Here is a 16,248-nt window from a genome sequence, read left to right as displayed (position 1 = left end):
CTTGTGGAAGAAGGTGGCCTCGCGAAGCGAGGTCGGATGAGGGTCGCTGCGATTTCCCGCTGACGACGTTTTCGATAATGCGAGTCGGCTCGGACCCTCATCCGACCCGACTGCGTCGGGCCACCTTCTCCCGCAGGCGGGAGAAGGGAGCGCCCATTCTTTGCGGGGCTGTTCACGACACTTGCGGCCGCCCGCGGCTTTCGTCATCCTGTCGGCCCGGTCATCCACGAATCGTCAAGAACCCCATGCCCGTCTGGACCAACGAACAGGAGCGCGCGCTCTCGGCCGTCGCCGCATGGCTGAAGGATAGCCGCGCGCAGCTGTTTCGGCTGTTCGGCTATGCCGGCACGGGCAAATCGACGCTGGCGCAATATATCGCCGAGAGCGTCGATGGCGATGTCGTCTTCGGCGCCTTCACCGGCAAGGCGGCGCTGGTGATGCGCTCCAAGGGCTGCAAGGACGCGCGCACCATTCACAGCCTCATCTATCGCGCCACCGATACGGAGACGGAGGAGCCCGCCTTCGAGCTGAACGAAGACAGCGACGCGGCGAAAGCGAAGCTCATCATCATCGACGAATGCTCCATGGTCGATGAGGAGCTGGGCCGCGATCTTCTCTCCTTCGGCAAGAAAGTGCTCGTGCTGGGCGATCCGGCGCAATTGCCGCCGGTGAAGGGCGGCGGCTATTTCACCGAGGCCGAGCCCGATGTGATGCTGACGGAAGTGCATCGCCAGGCGGCGGATAATCCCATCGTGCGTCTTTCCATGATTATTCGCGAGGGCGGACGGCTCGATTACGGCGTCTATGGCGAGACGCAAGTGGTGCGGCGCGACGCGCTCGATCCCGCGCTCGTCACCAATGCCGATCAGGTGCTCGTCGGTCTCAATCGCACGCGCCGCGCCTATAATAATCGGCTGCGACAGCTGCGCGGTTTTGTCGGCACGCTGCCGCAATCGGGCGAGAAGCTGGTCTGCTTGCGCAATAATCGCAAGAAAGGCCTGCTCAATGGCGCGCTGTTCAAGGTGAAGAGCGCCGGCGCCCTGCGCAAGGGCAAGGTGCGCCTGCTGGTCGAGCCCGAAGAGATGGCGGGAAAGTTTCAGCGCGTCGGCGTGCTGCCGCAATTCTTCGAAGGCGGCGACGCCGAGATTCCTTACGCGCAGCGCAAGGATACGGACGAGTTCGATTTCGGCTATTGCCTCACCGTGCACAAATCGCAGGGCTCGCAATGGGACGATGTCGCTTTGTTCGACGAATCCTTCGCCTTTCGCGAGCATCGCGCGCGCTGGCTCTATACGGGCGTGACACGCGCTGCGCGCAGGCTGACGGTGGTGACATGATTTCGTCGCGACACTCGCGATGATGGACGAGCGCTCCTCATAGAGGATTAGAGGCGATGGCTTTATCCGACGATGAGGCGATCGAGCGGCTCGCTTCGAAAGTGATCGATCGAAGCCTGGCGAAAGCGGAATGGACCCATGCCGCGCATTTCGCGACGGCGCTATGGCTTTTGCGGAACCGGCCAGATCTCGCGACAGCCGTTGAAATCCGCGAAATCATAACGCGCTACAATGAGGCCACGAACACGGCCAACACGGATGCGAGCGGCTATCACCACACCATCACGCTCGCGTCGATGCGGGCCGCCGCCGAACATTTGCGCACGCACGCCCCCGATGCGCCGCTTCATGCGGTGCTTCGATCGCTCATGGCCTCGCCGCTCGGTCATCCAGATTGGCTCTTGTCCTATTGGAATCGCGAGACGCTGTTCAGCGTCGCGGCCCGGCGGGCCTGGGTCGAGCCGGACCGCGCGCCATTGCCGTTCTGAGCCTTCGCCCGTCGATGGCGCGGACGCTCGCGGTTGACGCTCGGGGACAAGGGGTATATGCATCTTTCTCATGAGCGAGCCTGATCCGGCCGAAGTGAGAGCCTGCGCGCAGAGCTGCGCCGTCGCCAATGTGCGACGCGCGGCGCGCGCCGTCGGCAAGCTCTATGCGGAGAGTCTTTCCGGGCTCGGCCTCGAGCCGACGCAATATTCGCTGCTCGTCGCCTGCTCGCTGGCGGAAGGTTGGACGGTCAGCAAGCTCGCCGAGACTTTCGTGCTGGATCGCAGCGCGCTGGCGCGCAATCTGGCGGTGATGGAGAAGCGCGGGCTGTTGCGCGTCAAGGCGGGCGAGGATCGCCGCACGCGCGAGGTGACGCTGACCAAGCAAGGCCGCGCCACTCTGGCCATAGCGCTGCCGCTGTGGCGCGCGGCGCAGACGAAGGCGGAAGCAAAATTCGGCGCCGAGAGATTGGCGCGTCTCGTCGGCGAATTGCGCGCGCTCGCCGCAGCCGTTCAGGAAGAGTGATGTAACGGGTGGAGCGAGAGCGAGCCTGACGGCTCGCGGTCCAGTTTTTGCGCAAGCAAAAAGGGGCATATGCATATGTCTATCGAGGCTCACGATATGCTGTCGTCGCCGGCGCTCGCGCCTTTCGAGGCGCGGCGATTGCGCGAGATGGCGCTCGCCGCCGGCGCCGACGACGTCGGCTTCGTCTCCATCGACGATCCGGCGATCGCTTTCGAGCGCGCGGAGATTCTCGCGGCTTTTCCCTTCGCGAAAACGCTCGTCTCTTTCGTGATGAAGATGAATCGCGAGAACATCCGCAGCCCGGCGCGCTCTTCCGCCAATGTGGAGTTTCATCGCGTCGGCGACGAAACCGATGCGGTTTCGCATCGTCTGGCGCGATTGCTCGAGGATATGGGGCGTCGCGCCGCCTATCCCGCCATGGCTTTTCCGATGGAGGCGGTGAATTGGCCCGGCAAAATGTGGGTGATCTCGCACAAGCCGGTCGCGATCGCCGCCGGGCTCGGCAAAATGGGCGTGCATCGCAATGTCATTCATCCCAAATTCGGCAATTTCATTCTGCTCGGGACGGTGGCCGTCGATGTCGCGCTCGATTCCTATTCGCGCCCGCTCGATTACAATCCCTGCCTCTCCTGCAAGCTCTGCGTCGCCGTCTGTCCGACGGGCGCGATCGCGCCGGACGGCGCTTTCGATCTTTCCGCCTGCTACACGCATAATTATCGTGAATTCATGGGCGGCTTCATGGATTGGGTGGAGACGATCGCGCAGGCGAAGAACGCCGCCGGATATCGCGAGAAAGTCAGCGATGCGGAGAGCGTCTCCATGTGGCAGAGCCTCGCCTATGGGCCAAATTACAAGGCCGCCTATTGTCTCGCCGTCTGTCCGGCGGGCGAGGATGTGATCGCCGCCTATCGCGACGATCGCAAGGGCTTTCTGGAAACCATCGTCGATCCGCTGAAACAGAAGGCGGAGACGATCTATGTGACGCCGGACTCCGACGCCGAGGATTATGTGAAGCGGCGCTTTCCGCACAAGAGCGTGAAGCGCGTCGCCAATGGAATGCGCGTCGCCTCCATCGCGGCATTCGCGCGCGGCTTGTCGCTGCGCTTTCAAAAGAAGCGCGCGGCCGGGCTCGAGGCGGTCTATCACTTCGCTTTCAGCGGCGCGGAACGCAAAGACCTCACAGTGAGAATCGCGAACGGCCGGCTCGAGGTGAAGGAGGGGTTGATCGGCGACGCCGACCTCCGCATCCGCGCAGATGCGCAGACCTGGCTGCGCTTCCTGCGCAAGGAGACGGGCCTGCTTCGGGCGCTGATCACCTTCAAGATCGGGCTGCGCGGCGACCCGCGGCTGCTCGCGGCCTTCGGGCGGTGCTTTCCGTGATGCGGCGAAAGCGCGCTCTCTGCTTCAGACGATCGGGTTCTTGAGATAGAAAAGGAACTCGTATTTTCGTGGATCGGCCTTGATGCAATCGGGTATGTCGAGCGCATGGACGCTCGCGATATCCGCGAGATCGACTTCCGCCAGCTCGGGGGCGAGAGCGTCGAGGAAGGACTGATAGATTTCGGCGTGCTCTTCGCGTTGCTTGGAATGATTGTGGCGGCCGAATCGGCCATCGATGGCTCCGAAGCGCGATCCGCCGGGTCCCTCCACAATGGCTGAATGTTTGATATCGAAAGCCGATGCGCCTCCCATGCTCGAGAAGTGCCATCCGCCATTGGCGATAATTCGCTCGTGTCCGCGCGGTTCTCTGGCGCCGCCGACGCAAGCCGCTCGCTGTTGAAAGGGGTCGCCGAGCCGGGCTCCTTGCGGAGTAACGCCTTTCAGCACACCGTAACGGCAAGCGACCGTTCCTCTCCATGGAAGATTATTGGCGCATGTCGATGATGCATTATTGACGAAGAATTTCTTCATGATCTGCTCGAAAATCACGATATCTGCCTCCGCGAGCAGATCGGGCAGTTGCTGGACACATTCGGAACGAGGAATTTCGTCGATGTCGGAAATCAGTATAATGTCGTTATCGTCGAGATTCATTGTCGACAAAGGACGCATAATGCTATTGCGATGAAAATTCTCAACTATATAGTATAGTTCCGTGCGATCTTGAAATGCTCTTGGGATGTCGTCCAAAACATAATAAACGACAGTCCTTCCCGATTGCGCATATTTATCCGAAATGCCTGAAAAATACAGAGGCTTGTCCTCGTAGCGGTGCGTTTTGCTCGCTTCTACGACAACAAATGCGTCGATGATTTCGGCGAGCTCGGCAGTTCTGATTTCGAGCATTTCGGTTTCATTATAGGCAATGACGCAATCGACGATCCTGACCATTTTCCATGCTCTCGTTTGACCGGCCAAGCCGGCAATGCGGCGATCCAGCGAGCGGCCGACCTACCCGAGAGCGCGCTCGTCAAATGTCCAGCCCCCGATTTACCGCTGGATCGTAGGCCATGGTTTACCTGCTTCCTATCGTCCAGGGCAAGGCGTTTCAACAGAACAGGTTTCAACGGAACGCGTTTCGAGAGAACGCGTTTCTCGACGGCGGCTGCCGCTTTCGGCTGCGGATCGGTGATCGCAGGGTTACGAAAATTTCATCCGGCGACAATGTCGAGGCAATGCGCGGGCTGAGAATATGCTCGACGGAAAGACCAACCGACAGGATATTTCGACATGACCGCCATCTCTCTCGAATCGATCATGACGATTTTGAACCGAACCATCGAGGTCGCCGTGGTCGTTCTGTTCGCGACGCTGCTCTATCTGGTCTTCGTTCCCTGACCCTTCCGCCTCCGCTCCCTCGAGACTCTTCTTCCCCGGCGCTCTGCGCCGGTTTTTTTTCGACGCGCGGCCGGAGGCGGCTGCTTCGCCGCCTTTGACCCGCCCCTTTCTTTGCGCTAAATCACCGCGGTAACGAGCCCTGGCGTTACGCGCCGGGGCTTTTTCGTGGCCGCGCAGGATAGACAGAAGACGCCCATGGCGAATGTGGTCGTGGTCGGCGCCCAATGGGGCGACGAAGGCAAGGGCAAGATCGTCGATTGGCTCTCGCTCGAGGCCGATGTGGTGGTGCGCTTCCAGGGCGGCCATAATGCCGGGCACACGCTCGTCATCAATGGCGTGACCTATAAGCTCGCGCTGCTGCCCTCGGGGGTCGTGCGGCCGGGCAAGCTCTCGGTCATCGGCAATGGCGTCGTCGTCGATCCGCATTTTCTCGTCGGCGAGATCGAGCGCCTGCGCGAGCAGGGCGTCGAGATCGGCCCGGACAATTTCAAGATCGCCGAAAACGCCCCGCTGATTCTCTCCCTGCATCGCGAGCTCGACGCCTATCGCGAGGAGGCGGCCGGCAATGGCGTGAAGATCGGCACCACCAAGCGCGGCATCGGCCCCGCTTATGAGGACAAGGTCGGCCGCCGCTCGGTGCGGCTGATGGATCTCGCCGAGCCGGACACGCTGGACGACAAGATCACGCGGCTGCTCGCCCATCACAATCCGCTGCGCCGCGGTCTCGGCCTGCCCGAAATCGCGCCGGCCGCCGTGCGGGACGAGCTGCTCGACGCCGCGCCGAAGATTCTGCCTTACATGGATGCGGTCTGGGAGCTGCTCGAGGATCTTCGCCGCGCCGGCAAGCGCATTTTGTTCGAGGGCGCGCAGGGCGTGCTGCTCGACGTCGATCATGGCACCTATCCTTATGTGACCTCCTCCAACACGGTCTCCGCCTCGGCGGCCAGCGGCTCCGGCCTCGGGCCGGGGGCGATCGGCTATGTGCTCGGCATCGCCAAGGCCTATACGACGCGCGTCGGCGGCGGGCCTTTCCCCACCGAGCTGCATGACGAGATCGGCACGCTGATCGGCGACCGCGGCCATGAATTCGGCACCAACACCGGCCGGCGCCGGCGCTGCGGCTGGTTCGACGCCGTGCTCACGCGCCAGGCCGTGAAGACCTCCGGCATAGACGGCATCGCTTTGACAAAGCTAGATATTCTCGACGGCTTGGACGAGATACGCGTGTGCACGCATTATCTCCTGGACGGCGCCCGCATCGACCGCCTGCCGGCGTCGCAATCGGCGCAGGCGCGGGTGGTCCCGGTCTATGAGACGATCGAGGGCTGGAAGGGGACGACCGGGGGCGCCCGCTCCTGGGCTGATCTTCCCGCCCAGGCGATCAAATATGTGCGCCGCATCGAGGAGCTGATCGGCGCTCCGGTTGCGCTCCTCTCCACCAGCCCCGAGCGTGACGACACGATTCTCGTGCGCAATCCTTTCGAGGATTGACGGGAATCGTCCGAGGTGGTCTTAGAACCCTATGGCCGACTACTATTCGCTGCTCGCTCGCGCAGTCGCCGCGCTGCCGGAACCCGCGCCCCAGTCGCGGCAGGCCGTCTATGAACGGGCGCGTAAGGCGCTGTTCAACCAGTTGCGCAGCATTCAGCCGCCCGTCGCCGAGGAAGATATAGAAGCCGAAGGCCGAGCGCTGGACGAGGCCATTGCGCGCATCGAGCTCGAGATCGTCCGCGATCAGAGCGCCGCCGCCCCGCTTCCGGCGACAGAGGCGAAGCGCCCGCGCGAGGCCGAGAAGAAAGAGCCCGTCAAAAGCGCCGAACCGGCGGCTGCGCCCAAGCCGGAAAAAGCCGCCCCCGTCGAGGAGGCGCCCGCGCCGCCGCAGCGGCCTCCGGCCCCGCTGCCGCCTCTGCCCGAGCCCGCCAGCGTCTCGCGTCGCGTCATCGTCATCGGCGGCGTGCTGGCGGCGGTGGTGGCGCTCGTCGCCGTGCTGGCGTTGCAATTCCGCGAGCGGCCGGAGGATCTCGCCAAGCTGCAGCCGGAGCCCTCCGCCGTGGAAACCGCCGAGGGAGGCAAGCTCGCCGATCGCATCGGCGGCGACAGCGAGCTGCCGCCGTCGCGCGCGCCTGCGGAGCAAAAGTCCCAAGCGGTCGCCGTCGCCCAAAAGGCCGAGCTCTGGGTCGCCGCGCCCGAGGAGGCCGCCAAGGTCAAGACCTATCCGGGCACGGTGATCTGGCGTCTCGAGAGTATGCCGGCCGGACCGGGGCAGCCGGTTTCGCCGGCCATACGCGCCGAGATCGATTTTCCGACAGCAAAGCTGAAGACGACAATCGTCATTCAGAAGAATCTCGATCCCACGCTTTCGGCCTCGCATACGGTGAATGTGAATTTCAGCCTCGCGCCGGGGAATGAGCTCAATGGGATAAAGGCGATCGGCCCGATCCAGATGCGCCGGCCGGAGGCGCAATCGGGCGAGCAGGTCGCCGGCGTTCCTGTGCCGATCACCGAAAACGCCTTTCTCATCGGCCTGCTGCGCGGCAATCGCGAGGCCCGCAATATCGTGCTGCTGCGCGCGCCCATGGTCCTCGATCTGCCCATGCAGCTCGAGGACGGCCGCGCGGCGACGATCTCGCTGGAGAAGGGCCCCGGCGGCGAGCGCGTCTTCGCCGATGCGCTCGACGCCTGGAGATAGGCGCGCGTCAGGGTTTCGAGGGCGAGCCCGAAGGCTCGCTTGTCGAGCAGCCTCGGTGAAATAGGCGGCGCGCGGCGCCTTCCCGCTGCGGCCGCCGTGGCCCTATAATCGGCGCATGACGCATCCTTTCTTCTCGCTGCATTCGCATGGCTTCGTTCGCGTCGCCGTGGCCGGCCCGCGCACGCGCGTCGCCGATCCCGCTTTCAATGTCGCGCGCACGATCGAAATGGCCCGCGAGGCGGACGCCGAAGGCGCGTCATTGGTCCTGTTTCCCGAGCTCGGGATCAGCTCTTACGCGATCGACGATCTGCTGCATCAGACCGCGTTGCTGGACGCCGTGGAAGCTGCGATCGGGCGATTGCTGGAGGCGAGCCGCGCATTGCATCCGCTGATCGCGGTCGGCGCGCCGCTGCGCTGGCGCGGGCGGCTCTATAATTGCGCGCTGATCATCCGGCGCGGCGAGATTCTCGCCGTCACGCCGAAAATCTATCTGCCCAATTATCGGGAATTCTACGAGAAGCGGCATTTCGCTTCCGGCGCCTTCATCGCCGGCGAGGAGATGGAGATCGCCGGCCAGACCGCGCCTTTCGGCTCCGATGTGCTGCTGGAGGCGAGCGATTTTCCCGGCCTCGTGATCCATACGGAAATCTGCGAGGACGTCTGGGTTCCGATCCCGCCCTCGACGCGGGCGGCGCTCGCCGGCGCGAGCGTGCTGCTCAATCTCTCGGCCAGCAACGCCATTGTCGGAAAATCCGACTATCGCGCGACGCTCTGCTCGGCCCATTCGGCGCGCTGCCTTTCCGCCTATCTCTATTCGGCCGCGGGGCAGGGCGAATCGACCACCGATCTCGCCTGGGACGGCGAGGCGATGATTTATGAGAATGGCGCGCTGCTCGCCAAGGCGTCGCGTTTCGCCGACGAGCCGCAGCTCATTCTCGCCGATGTCGACCTCGGCCGGCTCGCCGCCGAGCGTATGCGCCAGGTCACTTTCGGCGATTGCGCCGACATGGAAGCCGGCGCGACGAGCTTTCGGCGCGTTCCTTTCGAGTTGCACGCGCCGCGCGACAAAAACCTCGGCCTGCTGCGCGAAATCCCGCGCTTTCCCTTCGCGCCGGACGATGAAGCGCGGCTCGCAGAGCTCTGCTTCGAAGCCTTCAACATTCAGTCGCACGGCCTGCGCCAGCGGCTCGCGGCGGCCAATTTTCAGCGCCTCGTCATCGGCGTCTCGGGCGGGCTCGATTCCACCCATGCGCTGCTCGTCGCCGTCACCGCCTTCGACGCGCTCGGCCTGCCGCGCGAGAATATTCTCGCCTATACGCTGCCGGCCTTCGCCACCACCGACCGCACCAAGGCCAACGCCTGGCGGCTTATGCGCGCATTGGGAGTCTCGGCGCAGGAGATCGATGTGACGGCCGCCTGCCGGCAAATGCTGGAGGACATCGGCCATCCCGCTTCGCGCGGCGAGCCGGTCTATGACACGACTTACGAGAATGTGCAGGCCGGCGCGCGCACCTCGCTCTTGTTCCGCCTCGCCAATCGCCACGAGGCGCTGGTGCTGGGCACGGGCGATCTATCGGAGCTGGCGCTCGGCTGGTGCACCTATGGCGTCGGCGATCAAATGTCGCATTACAATGTCAACGCCTCAGTGCCGAAGACGCTGATCCAGCATCTCATCCGCTGGTGCGCGCGCGACGCGCATTTCGGCGCCGAGACGGTCGCCGTGCTGCGCGACATTCTCGACACGGAGATTTCGCCGGAGCTGGTGCCGGGCGCGAGCGTCCAGCGCACGGAAGATGTCGTCGGCCCCTATGCGCTGCAGGATTTCAATCTCTTCTATACGACGCGCTACGGCTTCGCGCCGTCGAAGACGGCGTTTCTGGCCTTTCACGCCTGGAGCGACGCAACGGCCGGCCGCTGGCCCGCCGACATTCCGGCGGAGAAGCGCCGCGCCTATGATGTCGAGGAGATCAAGCATTGGCTCGGCGTCTTCGCGCGCCGCTTCTTCGCGACGAGCCAGTTCAAGCGCTCGGCTCTGCCCAATGGGCCGAAGGTCAGCTCCGGCGGCTCGCTGTCGCCGCGCGGCGACTGGCGCGCGCCGAGTGATTCGAGCGCTGCGGCCTGGCTCGCCGATATAGAGGAAATTCCCTGAGCGGGACCAAACGCCTCGCCGGCGCGTCTTTGCGTCGGCGAGGACGGGCGGCGGGCTGCGCGGAACGAACGCTCGCAGTCCCTCTAAACGACTGCTCGGGTCACATATTCGCGAAAGCGGTGATCGCGGCGGTGACGGCGGCGCAGGTTGCGACGATCGATAGGATAGCCGTAATCGTGTTCATGAGCGCTTTCCCCATTATTCGTCGTTATGGGGACGAGCGGCCGCTCCTCGCGGGCGCTCGCCCAGGGTCGACGGCTCACGATAGCACGGCTCGGTCCGCTTTGCGACATTTTGTCGCTCCGCGGATTCGGCTTTTGTCAAAACCTCTCCGACCACGGCCTCAGCTCGACCTCGAAGGACCAGGCGCTGCGCTTCTGGCGCAGGAGATCGAGATAAGCGTCGGCGATGGCGTCGGGCTCGAGCGTGGCGTCGGCCGGGTCGATGCGGCCTGTGTCGCGGATCACCCCGTCGATGACGATATGCGCGACATGCACGCCCTTCGGCCCCAATTCGCGCGCCGCGCTCTGGGCCAGCGCCCGCAGCGCGAACTTGCCCATGGCGAAGGGGGCGGAGATCGCATAGGCCTTGAGGCTCGACGTCGCGCCGGTGAAGAACAGCGCGCCGCGCCCGCGCTTCTCGAAGCGCTTCGCCGCCTCCCGCGCGACGAGAAAGCCGCCGAAAGCGTTGACGTCGAAGGCTCGCCGCACCGCCTCCGGATCGAGCTCCGCCAGCGGGCCGCGAATGCGCGCGCCGGCATTGTAGACGACCACGTCGATCTCGCCGAGCTTCGCTTCCGCCGCCTCGAACAGCGCCTCGACCGAAGCGGGGTCGGTCGCGTCGGCGGCAAAGCCCTCGGCGCCGGTTTCGGCCGCTATGGCGGCGAGCTTTTGCGCGTCGCGGGCGGCGACGCCCACCTTCAGCCCGTCGGCGGAAAAGCGTCGCGCCAGCGCGGCGCCGACGCCGGGGCCGGCGCCGACGATGAGCGCGGCGCGATAGGGAATATCGTTCATTTTTCGTCCTCGAGGCTCGGCCGCGGCGCGGCCGCGACGGTCAATCGTCGAAAGCGACGAAGCAGCGCGACTCTATGCTCGCGCGCGGGCGGGCGCTCTGCGGCGTCGCCGGATCGTCGAAGGCGGTGTGAGGCGAAAAGCGCGCCACACGGCGCGGGAATCATGACATTTCGAGCGGCAGGACCTCGCCGAATAGGCGACGGCGTAGGTCTCGCCCCGCCGGGCCGAACAAGGGCAGTCGAAAGAATCAACGGGACGAGAGGTCGGCGTCAACGGTGACGAGATTGCGCCCGCGCGATTTGGAGACATAGAGCTTGGCGTCGGCGCGCTGGATGAGGCTCTCGGCGCTCTCGCGCGGCGCGAGCTGCGCGACGCCGAAGGAGGCGGTGATGCGCCCGATCGGCGCGCCGCCCTTGATCGCCCATTTCTTGGTCTCGAATTCGGCGCGAATGCGCTCGGCCGTCGCTTTCGCCTCGATGAAGCAGACGGAGGGCATGATGATCGCGAATTCCTCGCCGCCATAGCGCGCGACCGTATCCTTCTCCTCGACATGCTTGGACATGGTCCGGGCGAAATTCTTCAGCACCTCGTCGCCGATCAAATGGCCATGGCCGTCATTGATTTTCTTGAAATGATCGATATCGGCCATGATGAGGCTCAAGGCGCGATCCGCCGCGGCGGCCGTTTTCGCCTCGCGCGCCAGCGTCTCGTCGAAATGGCGGCGCGTGAACACTTGCGTCAGCGAATCGCGAACATTGAGTTCCTGCGTCTCGGCGAGCTCGGCGCGCAATTGCGTGATCTGCCGCTGCGAGTCCTCCAGCCGGCGCTGATGCTCCTCGGTCTCGCGCAGCATTTTCTGGTTTTCGGCGATCAGCAGCACGACGGCGGCGCGAATCTGATCCGGGCTCGACGTCGCGGCGAGATCCCTATGGCCTTTCACCAGAGCCGCCGAATAGGTCTTGTTGCTGTCGAGATGGGCGCGCACGAGCGAGAGAATCGTGCCGAGCTCGCCGTCGATCAGCCGCCGCGTCTTGATGAAATCCTCCCCGAGGGTCCCGCCGCCGCGGCCCGAGCGGGTGACGACTTCCACGAGGCGCGGCGTCCCCAGCAGAACGCCGATGAAGGAAACCGTGATCAGCGCCAGATTGCGAATGAGAGCCAGGGGCTCATGCGCGACGCGAACGGGCTCGCCGGAGAGGCCGACGCCGGCGGTCTCCCAATTGTCGAGCGACCATTTCCACAGCGAAGCGAGGTCGGGCGCCGCGAAAAATCCGGCTCGAATAAGAGCGAAAACGCCTGCTGCGACAATCAGAGCGACGCCGGCGACGAGGGCCCAGCGTCTCGAATCGAGTTTCATCTCAATAATCTCTTCCGCCTCTGCCGCCGAGATATGATCTTTCGGCATCCTCTCGCCGGCGGATGGATGCTGGCGAGGCGGACCGAATCACATCCCCGCTCGGCGGCTATTTTCCCTTCTCTTCGGCGCGCGTCCATAGCCGCCTTAGTGGCGGCGGGAGAATAGCGTCGATCGAGCGGGCGATTCAGGACGAGGTTTTCAGGACAGTTTCGGAGGCGCGCGGATCAGACGCCCTGGCCATTCTCGTCCATGGCGACTCGCCGCGCGTCGGAGAGCGCCTTGATCGCGAGGCCGCAAACGGCGAAAGCCGCCAAAATCATGATCGCGGCGTCCAGCCGCGATACGCCGGCGTCGACGCTTTCGTCGACGCCCATGGCGTGGGCGGCGAAGGGCCAGACCGCGATCAAAATGCGAAACTCCGTCGCGCCGAGGCCGATATAGGCCATTTGCTGCACATGGCGGACAACGGCCCGAATGTAAGTATAGGCCGAGAACAGCAGATAGCAGATCAGCACGACGAAGGCGGATTCGAACGACAAAAACGGCGAGAAGCCGAAGGCGACGATGATCAATATCTGCGAGAACAGATCGCAAATATGCTCGACGAGGCTGAGCCGAGGATTGGCGGTGTCGCGATGCAGCGCCACCGGCCCGTCCAGCGCCGCGCCGAACCAGTTGAGAAAGGCGCCGAGCGGAATCAGCGTCATCCACAGGGGCGACCAGCTGCTGCCGACGAGCGCCATGGCGACGATGACGGCGCCGATGAGGCCGATGCGCGTCAATTGCAGAGCCGTCACCGACTCCGGCAGCTCACCTATGATCGCGCGCAACAGCCTTTGCTCGGCCGGCGCCAGAAAGCTCTGATGATGCCCCGACTTATAATCGGCGATCTTCATATGCGACGCTCTCCGCGGTTGTCTCCGCTCGATCGGTCGGCTGTCACGCATGGCCCGCCATGCGCGCTCCGCCTTACAGCCATTGTCTCACATCACCGTCTGGGCGCAAGTCCGCGCGGCAATCCGCGCCGACCGCAGCGCGAGGGTCTTAAGCCAAGCATTAACCTTTCGAGAGCCATAGTGCGCGCGAAAACGGCGAGGACATGACCGATGGCGAGAGCAGGCTCGGCGCGGGGCCGCGAGAATATTTCCCGCTCGCATGAGGCCGCGGCCGCGCGTTGCGCAGCGGCGCGTCGTCGCGTCATCTCTATGTCTTACAAGGCGAACTCGGCGCATCTCGGCTCCTCGCTCGGCATCGTCGAGATCCTCGATGCGGTATTGACTGTTTCCGATCTGCGTCCGGCGACCGCGAGCGCGGTGGAGCGCGACCGCGTCATTCTCTCCAAGGGCCATGCGGCCATGGCCTATTACGCGGCGCTCGAGCAATATGGCCTCGTCGCGCCGGAACTGCTCGACGCCTATCTGCAGAACGGCACGCCGCTCTGGGGGCATGTCGGCCTCAGCGAGGCGGTCCCGGCGATCGACGCCACCAGCGGCTCGCTCGGCCATGGCCTGTCGCTGGCGACGGGCTTCTCACTCGGCTATCGGCTGCGCGGAGGCGATCATCGTGTCTTCTGCATTCTCTCGGACGGCGAATGCGACGAGGGCTCCACCTGGGAGGCGGCGCTCTTCGCCGGCGCGCGCAAGCTCTCCTCGCTCACCGCCATCGTCGATTACAATCACATTCAATCGCTGGCGCCGACGAAAGAGGTGATGGACCTCGAGCCTTTCGGCGCCAAATGGCGCAGCTTCGGATTCGAGACGATCGAGCTCGACGGCCATGATTGGGCGGCGCTGGTCGCGGCGCTCGAGCGGCCCATGCGCGGACGCCCGCGCGTCATCCTCGCCCATACGGTGAAGGGCAAGGGCGTCGCCCGCATAGAGAACACCGTCGCCTCGCATTACAAGCCGGCGCTCGCCGCCGATCTGGAGCTCGCCTGATGCGCAAGCGGATCATCGAGCTCATAGAGGCGGACGCCAGCGTCGATCCGCGCATCGTCTTTCTCACGGGCGATCTCGGCTTTTCTTTCGTCGAGCCGCTCGAGCAGGCGCTCGGCGAGCGCTTCGTCAATATGGGCGTCGCCGAGGCCAATATGGTCTCGGTCGCCGCCTCGCTGGCCGCCGGCGGCTTCCGGCCTTTCGCCTATTCCATCGCGCCCTTCATCACGGCGCGCTGCCTCGAGCAGATTCGCAACGACCTCTGCTATCAGCGCCGCGCCGTGCGGCTGATCGGCGTCGGCGCCGGCTTCTCCTATGGAACGCTGGGGCCCTCACATCACGCGCTCGAGGACGCGACGATCATGGCGGCGCTGCCCGATCTCGTCGTCGCCAATCCGGGCAACGCCGCCGAGCTCGATCGCTGCTACGCGGCGCTGCTCGACGATCCGCGCCCGGCCTATTTCCGTATCGCCCGCGAGAGCGGCGCATCTTATGGCGCGCCGATCTTCGCGCCGCAGACGGCGGCCTTCGCGGCGCGCCGCGGCGCCGATGTGACCTTGGCGACGAGCGGCGGCTCGGTGACGCAATGTCTCGCCGCGGCGGAGATTCTCTCGGGGGAGGGGATCGAGGCCGCCGTCGTCAGCGTTCCGATCGTCCAGCCTTTCCCGGCGGAGGCTTTCGCCGCGCTTTTGACCGGCGCGCCGGTCGTTTCCGTCTTCGAGGGCTATCGCGGCAATCCGCTGTCGGTCGGCGTGATGGAGACGCTTCTCGCGCGCGGGATGGGCGAGGCCTTCGTCGATCTCACCGCCCCGCAGGCGTTTCCGAGCCTCGTCGGCGACACCGAGACTCTGCGCCGCCGCGCCGGGCTCGATCCGGCGATCATCGCGGCTCGGGCGCGCGCGCTCGTCACGGGCCGCGGCGAGCGGCTGCTCAGCGGCCGGGCCTGACCATTGCGTGTCTTTCTCACTGGCGGGTCCGGCTTCCTCGGGGCGGAGGCGACGCGGCTCCTCGTCGAAGCGGGCCATGAATGCGCCGTCCTGCTGCGCGGCGATATCGAAGCGACGCGGCTCGCGCCTCTCGCCGCGCGGCTTCATGCGATCCGCGGCGATCTCTTCGCGCCGGAGAGCTATCGCGAGGCGTTGACGAATTTCGCGCCCGACGCGCTCCTGCACAGCGGCTGGCGCGGCGTCGCCGGGGCGGAGCGCAATGATCTCGGCCAGCTCGACAATATCGTCGCCACGGGACGATTGGCCGCCGCAGCCGCCGACGCCGGCGCCCGCATTCTGATCGGTGTCGGTTCGCAGGCCGAATATGGCCTCCTCTTCGGCCGCGTCGCGGAAGACGCCGCGACCGAGCCGACGACGCTCTATGGGGTCGCCAAGCTCGCCGCCGGCCGGGCCCTGCTCGCAATAGCGGCGGAGCGCGGGTTGCGCGCAGCGTGGGGGCGCGTCTTTTCTCTCTATGGTCCCGGCGAGGCGCGGCCCTGGCTCGTGCCGTCGCTCATTCGCAGCTTCGCGGCGGGCCGTTCGCCCGATCTCACCGCTTGCGAGCAGATTTGGGAGTTCACCCATGTCTGCGACGCGGCGGCGGCGCTGCTCGCGCTGCTCGATCACGAGGCGCACGGCGTCTTCAACATAGGGTCGGGCGAGCCGACGCCATTGCGCGACGCCGTTCTGCTCTTGCGTGATCTGACGGAGCCGGGCGTCGCGCCGCGATTCGGCAGCACGCCCTATCGCCCGGATCAGATCATGCATCTCGAAGCCGATATTTCCCGTATTTGCGCCGCGACCGGCTGGCGGCCCCGCGTGCCTTTGGCGCGCGGCTTCGCCGAAACGGTCGAATGGTTTCGTTCCGGCGGCGGCGAAAAAATTGTTAACCACGTCCTGTAGCGCATGGGACACAGGGGGGCGATAAAGCGCGGGCGTTGCGTGGAAGGCCTTGTCTTCGACATAGAGACGGGGTCATTTGGGCGCGCGGCGA

At 65.0% G+C, this 16,248-nt stretch carries 14 protein-coding genes; 10 read left to right on the top strand and 4 right to left on the bottom strand.

Going from position 1 to position 16,248, the window contains the following annotated elements:
* The first annotated feature begins 245 nt into the window (after nt 1-245).
* The 4 genes from FMZ75_RS17985 (at nt 246) to FMZ75_RS17970 (ending at nt 3,728) form a co-directional block, all read left to right on the top strand.
* Nucleotides 246-1,337: an ATP-dependent RecD-like DNA helicase gene (locus FMZ75_RS17985; protein ID WP_166144896.1), complete on the top strand. Its 1,092-nt coding sequence runs from the start codon at nt 246-248 to the stop codon at nt 1,335-1,337.
* Nucleotides 1,338-1,393: 56 nt separating this feature from the next.
* Nucleotides 1,394-1,825, top strand: coding sequence for a hypothetical protein (locus tag FMZ75_RS17980; protein ID WP_166144893.1), 432 nt, complete (start codon nt 1,394-1,396; stop codon nt 1,823-1,825).
* Nucleotides 1,826-1,895: 70 nt separating this feature from the next.
* Complete coding sequence (locus tag FMZ75_RS17975) at nt 1,896-2,348, top strand: MarR family winged helix-turn-helix transcriptional regulator (RefSeq protein ID WP_142864310.1); 453 nt, start codon at nt 1,896-1,898, stop codon at nt 2,346-2,348.
* 75 nt (nt 2,349-2,423) lie between these two features.
* Nucleotides 2,424-3,728, top strand: coding sequence for an SCP2 sterol-binding domain-containing protein (locus FMZ75_RS17970; protein WP_166144890.1), 1,305 nt, complete (start codon nt 2,424-2,426; stop codon nt 3,726-3,728).
* 24 nt (nt 3,729-3,752) lie between these two features.
* Here the strand turns inward: FMZ75_RS17970 and FMZ75_RS17965 are convergent, their stop codons facing one another.
* Nucleotides 3,753-4,679: a hypothetical protein gene (locus tag FMZ75_RS17965; protein WP_166144887.1), complete on the bottom strand. Its 927-nt coding sequence runs from the start codon at nt 4,677-4,679 to the stop codon at nt 3,753-3,755.
* Nucleotides 4,680-5,321: 642 nt separating this feature from the next.
* Here FMZ75_RS17965 and FMZ75_RS17960 point away from each other — a divergent pair.
* The 3 genes from FMZ75_RS17960 (at nt 5,322) to FMZ75_RS17950 (ending at nt 9,964) form a co-directional block, all read left to right on the top strand.
* On the top strand, nt 5,322-6,617 hold the full coding sequence (locus tag FMZ75_RS17960; RefSeq protein ID WP_166144884.1) for an adenylosuccinate synthase: 1,296 nt from the start codon (nt 5,322-5,324) through the stop codon (nt 6,615-6,617).
* Between the two features lie 31 nt (nt 6,618-6,648).
* Nucleotides 6,649-7,815 carry a hypothetical protein gene (locus FMZ75_RS17955; RefSeq protein WP_166144881.1) on the top strand — a complete coding sequence of 389 codons (1,167 nt, stop codon included), beginning with the start codon at nt 6,649-6,651 and terminating at the stop codon, nt 7,813-7,815.
* A 115-nt stretch (nt 7,816-7,930) separates the two neighbouring features.
* Nucleotides 7,931-9,964, top strand: a complete 2,034-nt coding sequence (locus FMZ75_RS17950) for an NAD(+) synthase (protein ID WP_166144878.1) — start codon at nt 7,931-7,933, stop codon at nt 9,962-9,964.
* A gap of 320 nt (nt 9,965-10,284) precedes the next feature.
* Here the strand turns inward: FMZ75_RS17950 and FMZ75_RS17945 are convergent, their stop codons facing one another.
* The 3 genes from FMZ75_RS17945 to FMZ75_RS17935 form a co-directional block, all read right to left on the bottom strand.
* On the bottom strand, nt 10,285-10,977 hold the full coding sequence (locus FMZ75_RS17945) for an SDR family NAD(P)-dependent oxidoreductase (protein WP_166144875.1): 693 nt from the start codon (nt 10,975-10,977) through the stop codon (nt 10,285-10,287).
* Between the two features lie 247 nt (nt 10,978-11,224).
* Nucleotides 11,225-12,334: a GGDEF domain-containing protein gene (locus tag FMZ75_RS17940; RefSeq protein ID WP_166144872.1), complete on the bottom strand. Its 1,110-nt coding sequence runs from the start codon at nt 12,332-12,334 to the stop codon at nt 11,225-11,227.
* Between the two features lie 224 nt (nt 12,335-12,558).
* Complete coding sequence (locus tag FMZ75_RS17935) at nt 12,559-13,230, bottom strand: CDP-alcohol phosphatidyltransferase (RefSeq protein ID WP_142864318.1); 672 nt, start codon at nt 13,228-13,230, stop codon at nt 12,559-12,561.
* A gap of 210 nt (nt 13,231-13,440) precedes the next feature.
* Between FMZ75_RS17935 and FMZ75_RS17930 the strand changes: the two genes are divergently transcribed.
* The 3 genes from FMZ75_RS17930 to FMZ75_RS17920 are packed head-to-tail and all read left to right on the top strand — an operon-like array spanning nt 13,441 to nt 16,157.
* Entirely contained in the window at nt 13,441-14,271 is an 831-nt protein-coding gene (locus FMZ75_RS17930) for a transketolase (RefSeq protein ID WP_166144869.1), read from the top strand.
* A complete protein-coding gene (locus FMZ75_RS17925) occupies nt 14,271-15,215 on the top strand; it encodes a transketolase family protein (RefSeq protein ID WP_108917433.1) in 945 nt (314 codons plus the stop codon). Before FMZ75_RS17930 ends, FMZ75_RS17925 begins: the two co-directional genes overlap by 1 nt.
* 3 nt (nt 15,216-15,218) lie before the next feature.
* A complete protein-coding gene (locus tag FMZ75_RS17920; RefSeq protein ID WP_166144866.1) occupies nt 15,219-16,157 on the top strand; it encodes an NAD(P)-dependent oxidoreductase in 939 nt (312 codons plus the stop codon).
* Nucleotides 16,158-16,248 lie beyond the last annotated feature (91 nt).

It is taken from the genome of Methylosinus sp. RM1, from assembly GCF_011378635.1.
GTDB classification, from domain to species: domain Bacteria; phylum Pseudomonadota; class Alphaproteobacteria; order Rhizobiales; family Beijerinckiaceae; genus Methylosinus; species Methylosinus sporium.
The sequence above is the reverse complement of the archived record's forward strand: the minus strand, read 5'-3'. Positions and strand labels throughout refer to the sequence as shown.

Coding starts and splice junctions, on each gene's coding strand:
- FMZ75_RS17950 (WP_166144878.1), top strand. CDS start 7,931: ATGACGCATCCTTTCTTCTCGCTGCATTCGCATGGCTTCGTTCGCGTC.
- FMZ75_RS17980 (WP_166144893.1), top strand. CDS start 1,394: ATGGCTTTATCCGACGATGAGGCGATCGAGCGGCTCGCTTCGAAAGTG.
- FMZ75_RS17970 (WP_166144890.1), top strand. CDS start 2,424: ATGTCTATCGAGGCTCACGATATGCTGTCGTCGCCGGCGCTCGCGCCT.
- FMZ75_RS17940 (WP_166144872.1), bottom strand. CDS start 12,334: ATGAAACTCGATTCGAGACGCTGGGCCCTCGTCGCCGGCGTCGCTCTG.
- FMZ75_RS17955 (WP_166144881.1), top strand. CDS start 6,649: ATGGCCGACTACTATTCGCTGCTCGCTCGCGCAGTCGCCGCGCTGCCG.
- FMZ75_RS17935 (WP_142864318.1), bottom strand. CDS start 13,230: ATGAAGATCGCCGATTATAAGTCGGGGCATCATCAGAGCTTTCTGGCG.
- FMZ75_RS17975 (WP_142864310.1), top strand. CDS start 1,896: ATGAGCGAGCCTGATCCGGCCGAAGTGAGAGCCTGCGCGCAGAGCTGC.
- FMZ75_RS17985 (WP_166144896.1), top strand. CDS start 246: ATGCCCGTCTGGACCAACGAACAGGAGCGCGCGCTCTCGGCCGTCGCC.
- FMZ75_RS17960 (WP_166144884.1), top strand. CDS start 5,322: ATGGCGAATGTGGTCGTGGTCGGCGCCCAATGGGGCGACGAAGGCAAG.
- FMZ75_RS17930 (WP_166144869.1), top strand. CDS start 13,441: ATGGCGAGAGCAGGCTCGGCGCGGGGCCGCGAGAATATTTCCCGCTCG.
- FMZ75_RS17925 (WP_108917433.1), top strand. CDS start 14,271: ATGCGCAAGCGGATCATCGAGCTCATAGAGGCGGACGCCAGCGTCGAT.
- FMZ75_RS17965 (WP_166144887.1), bottom strand. CDS start 4,679: ATGGTCAGGATCGTCGATTGCGTCATTGCCTATAATGAAACCGAAATG.
- FMZ75_RS17945 (WP_166144875.1), bottom strand. CDS start 10,977: ATGAACGATATTCCCTATCGCGCCGCGCTCATCGTCGGCGCCGGCCCC.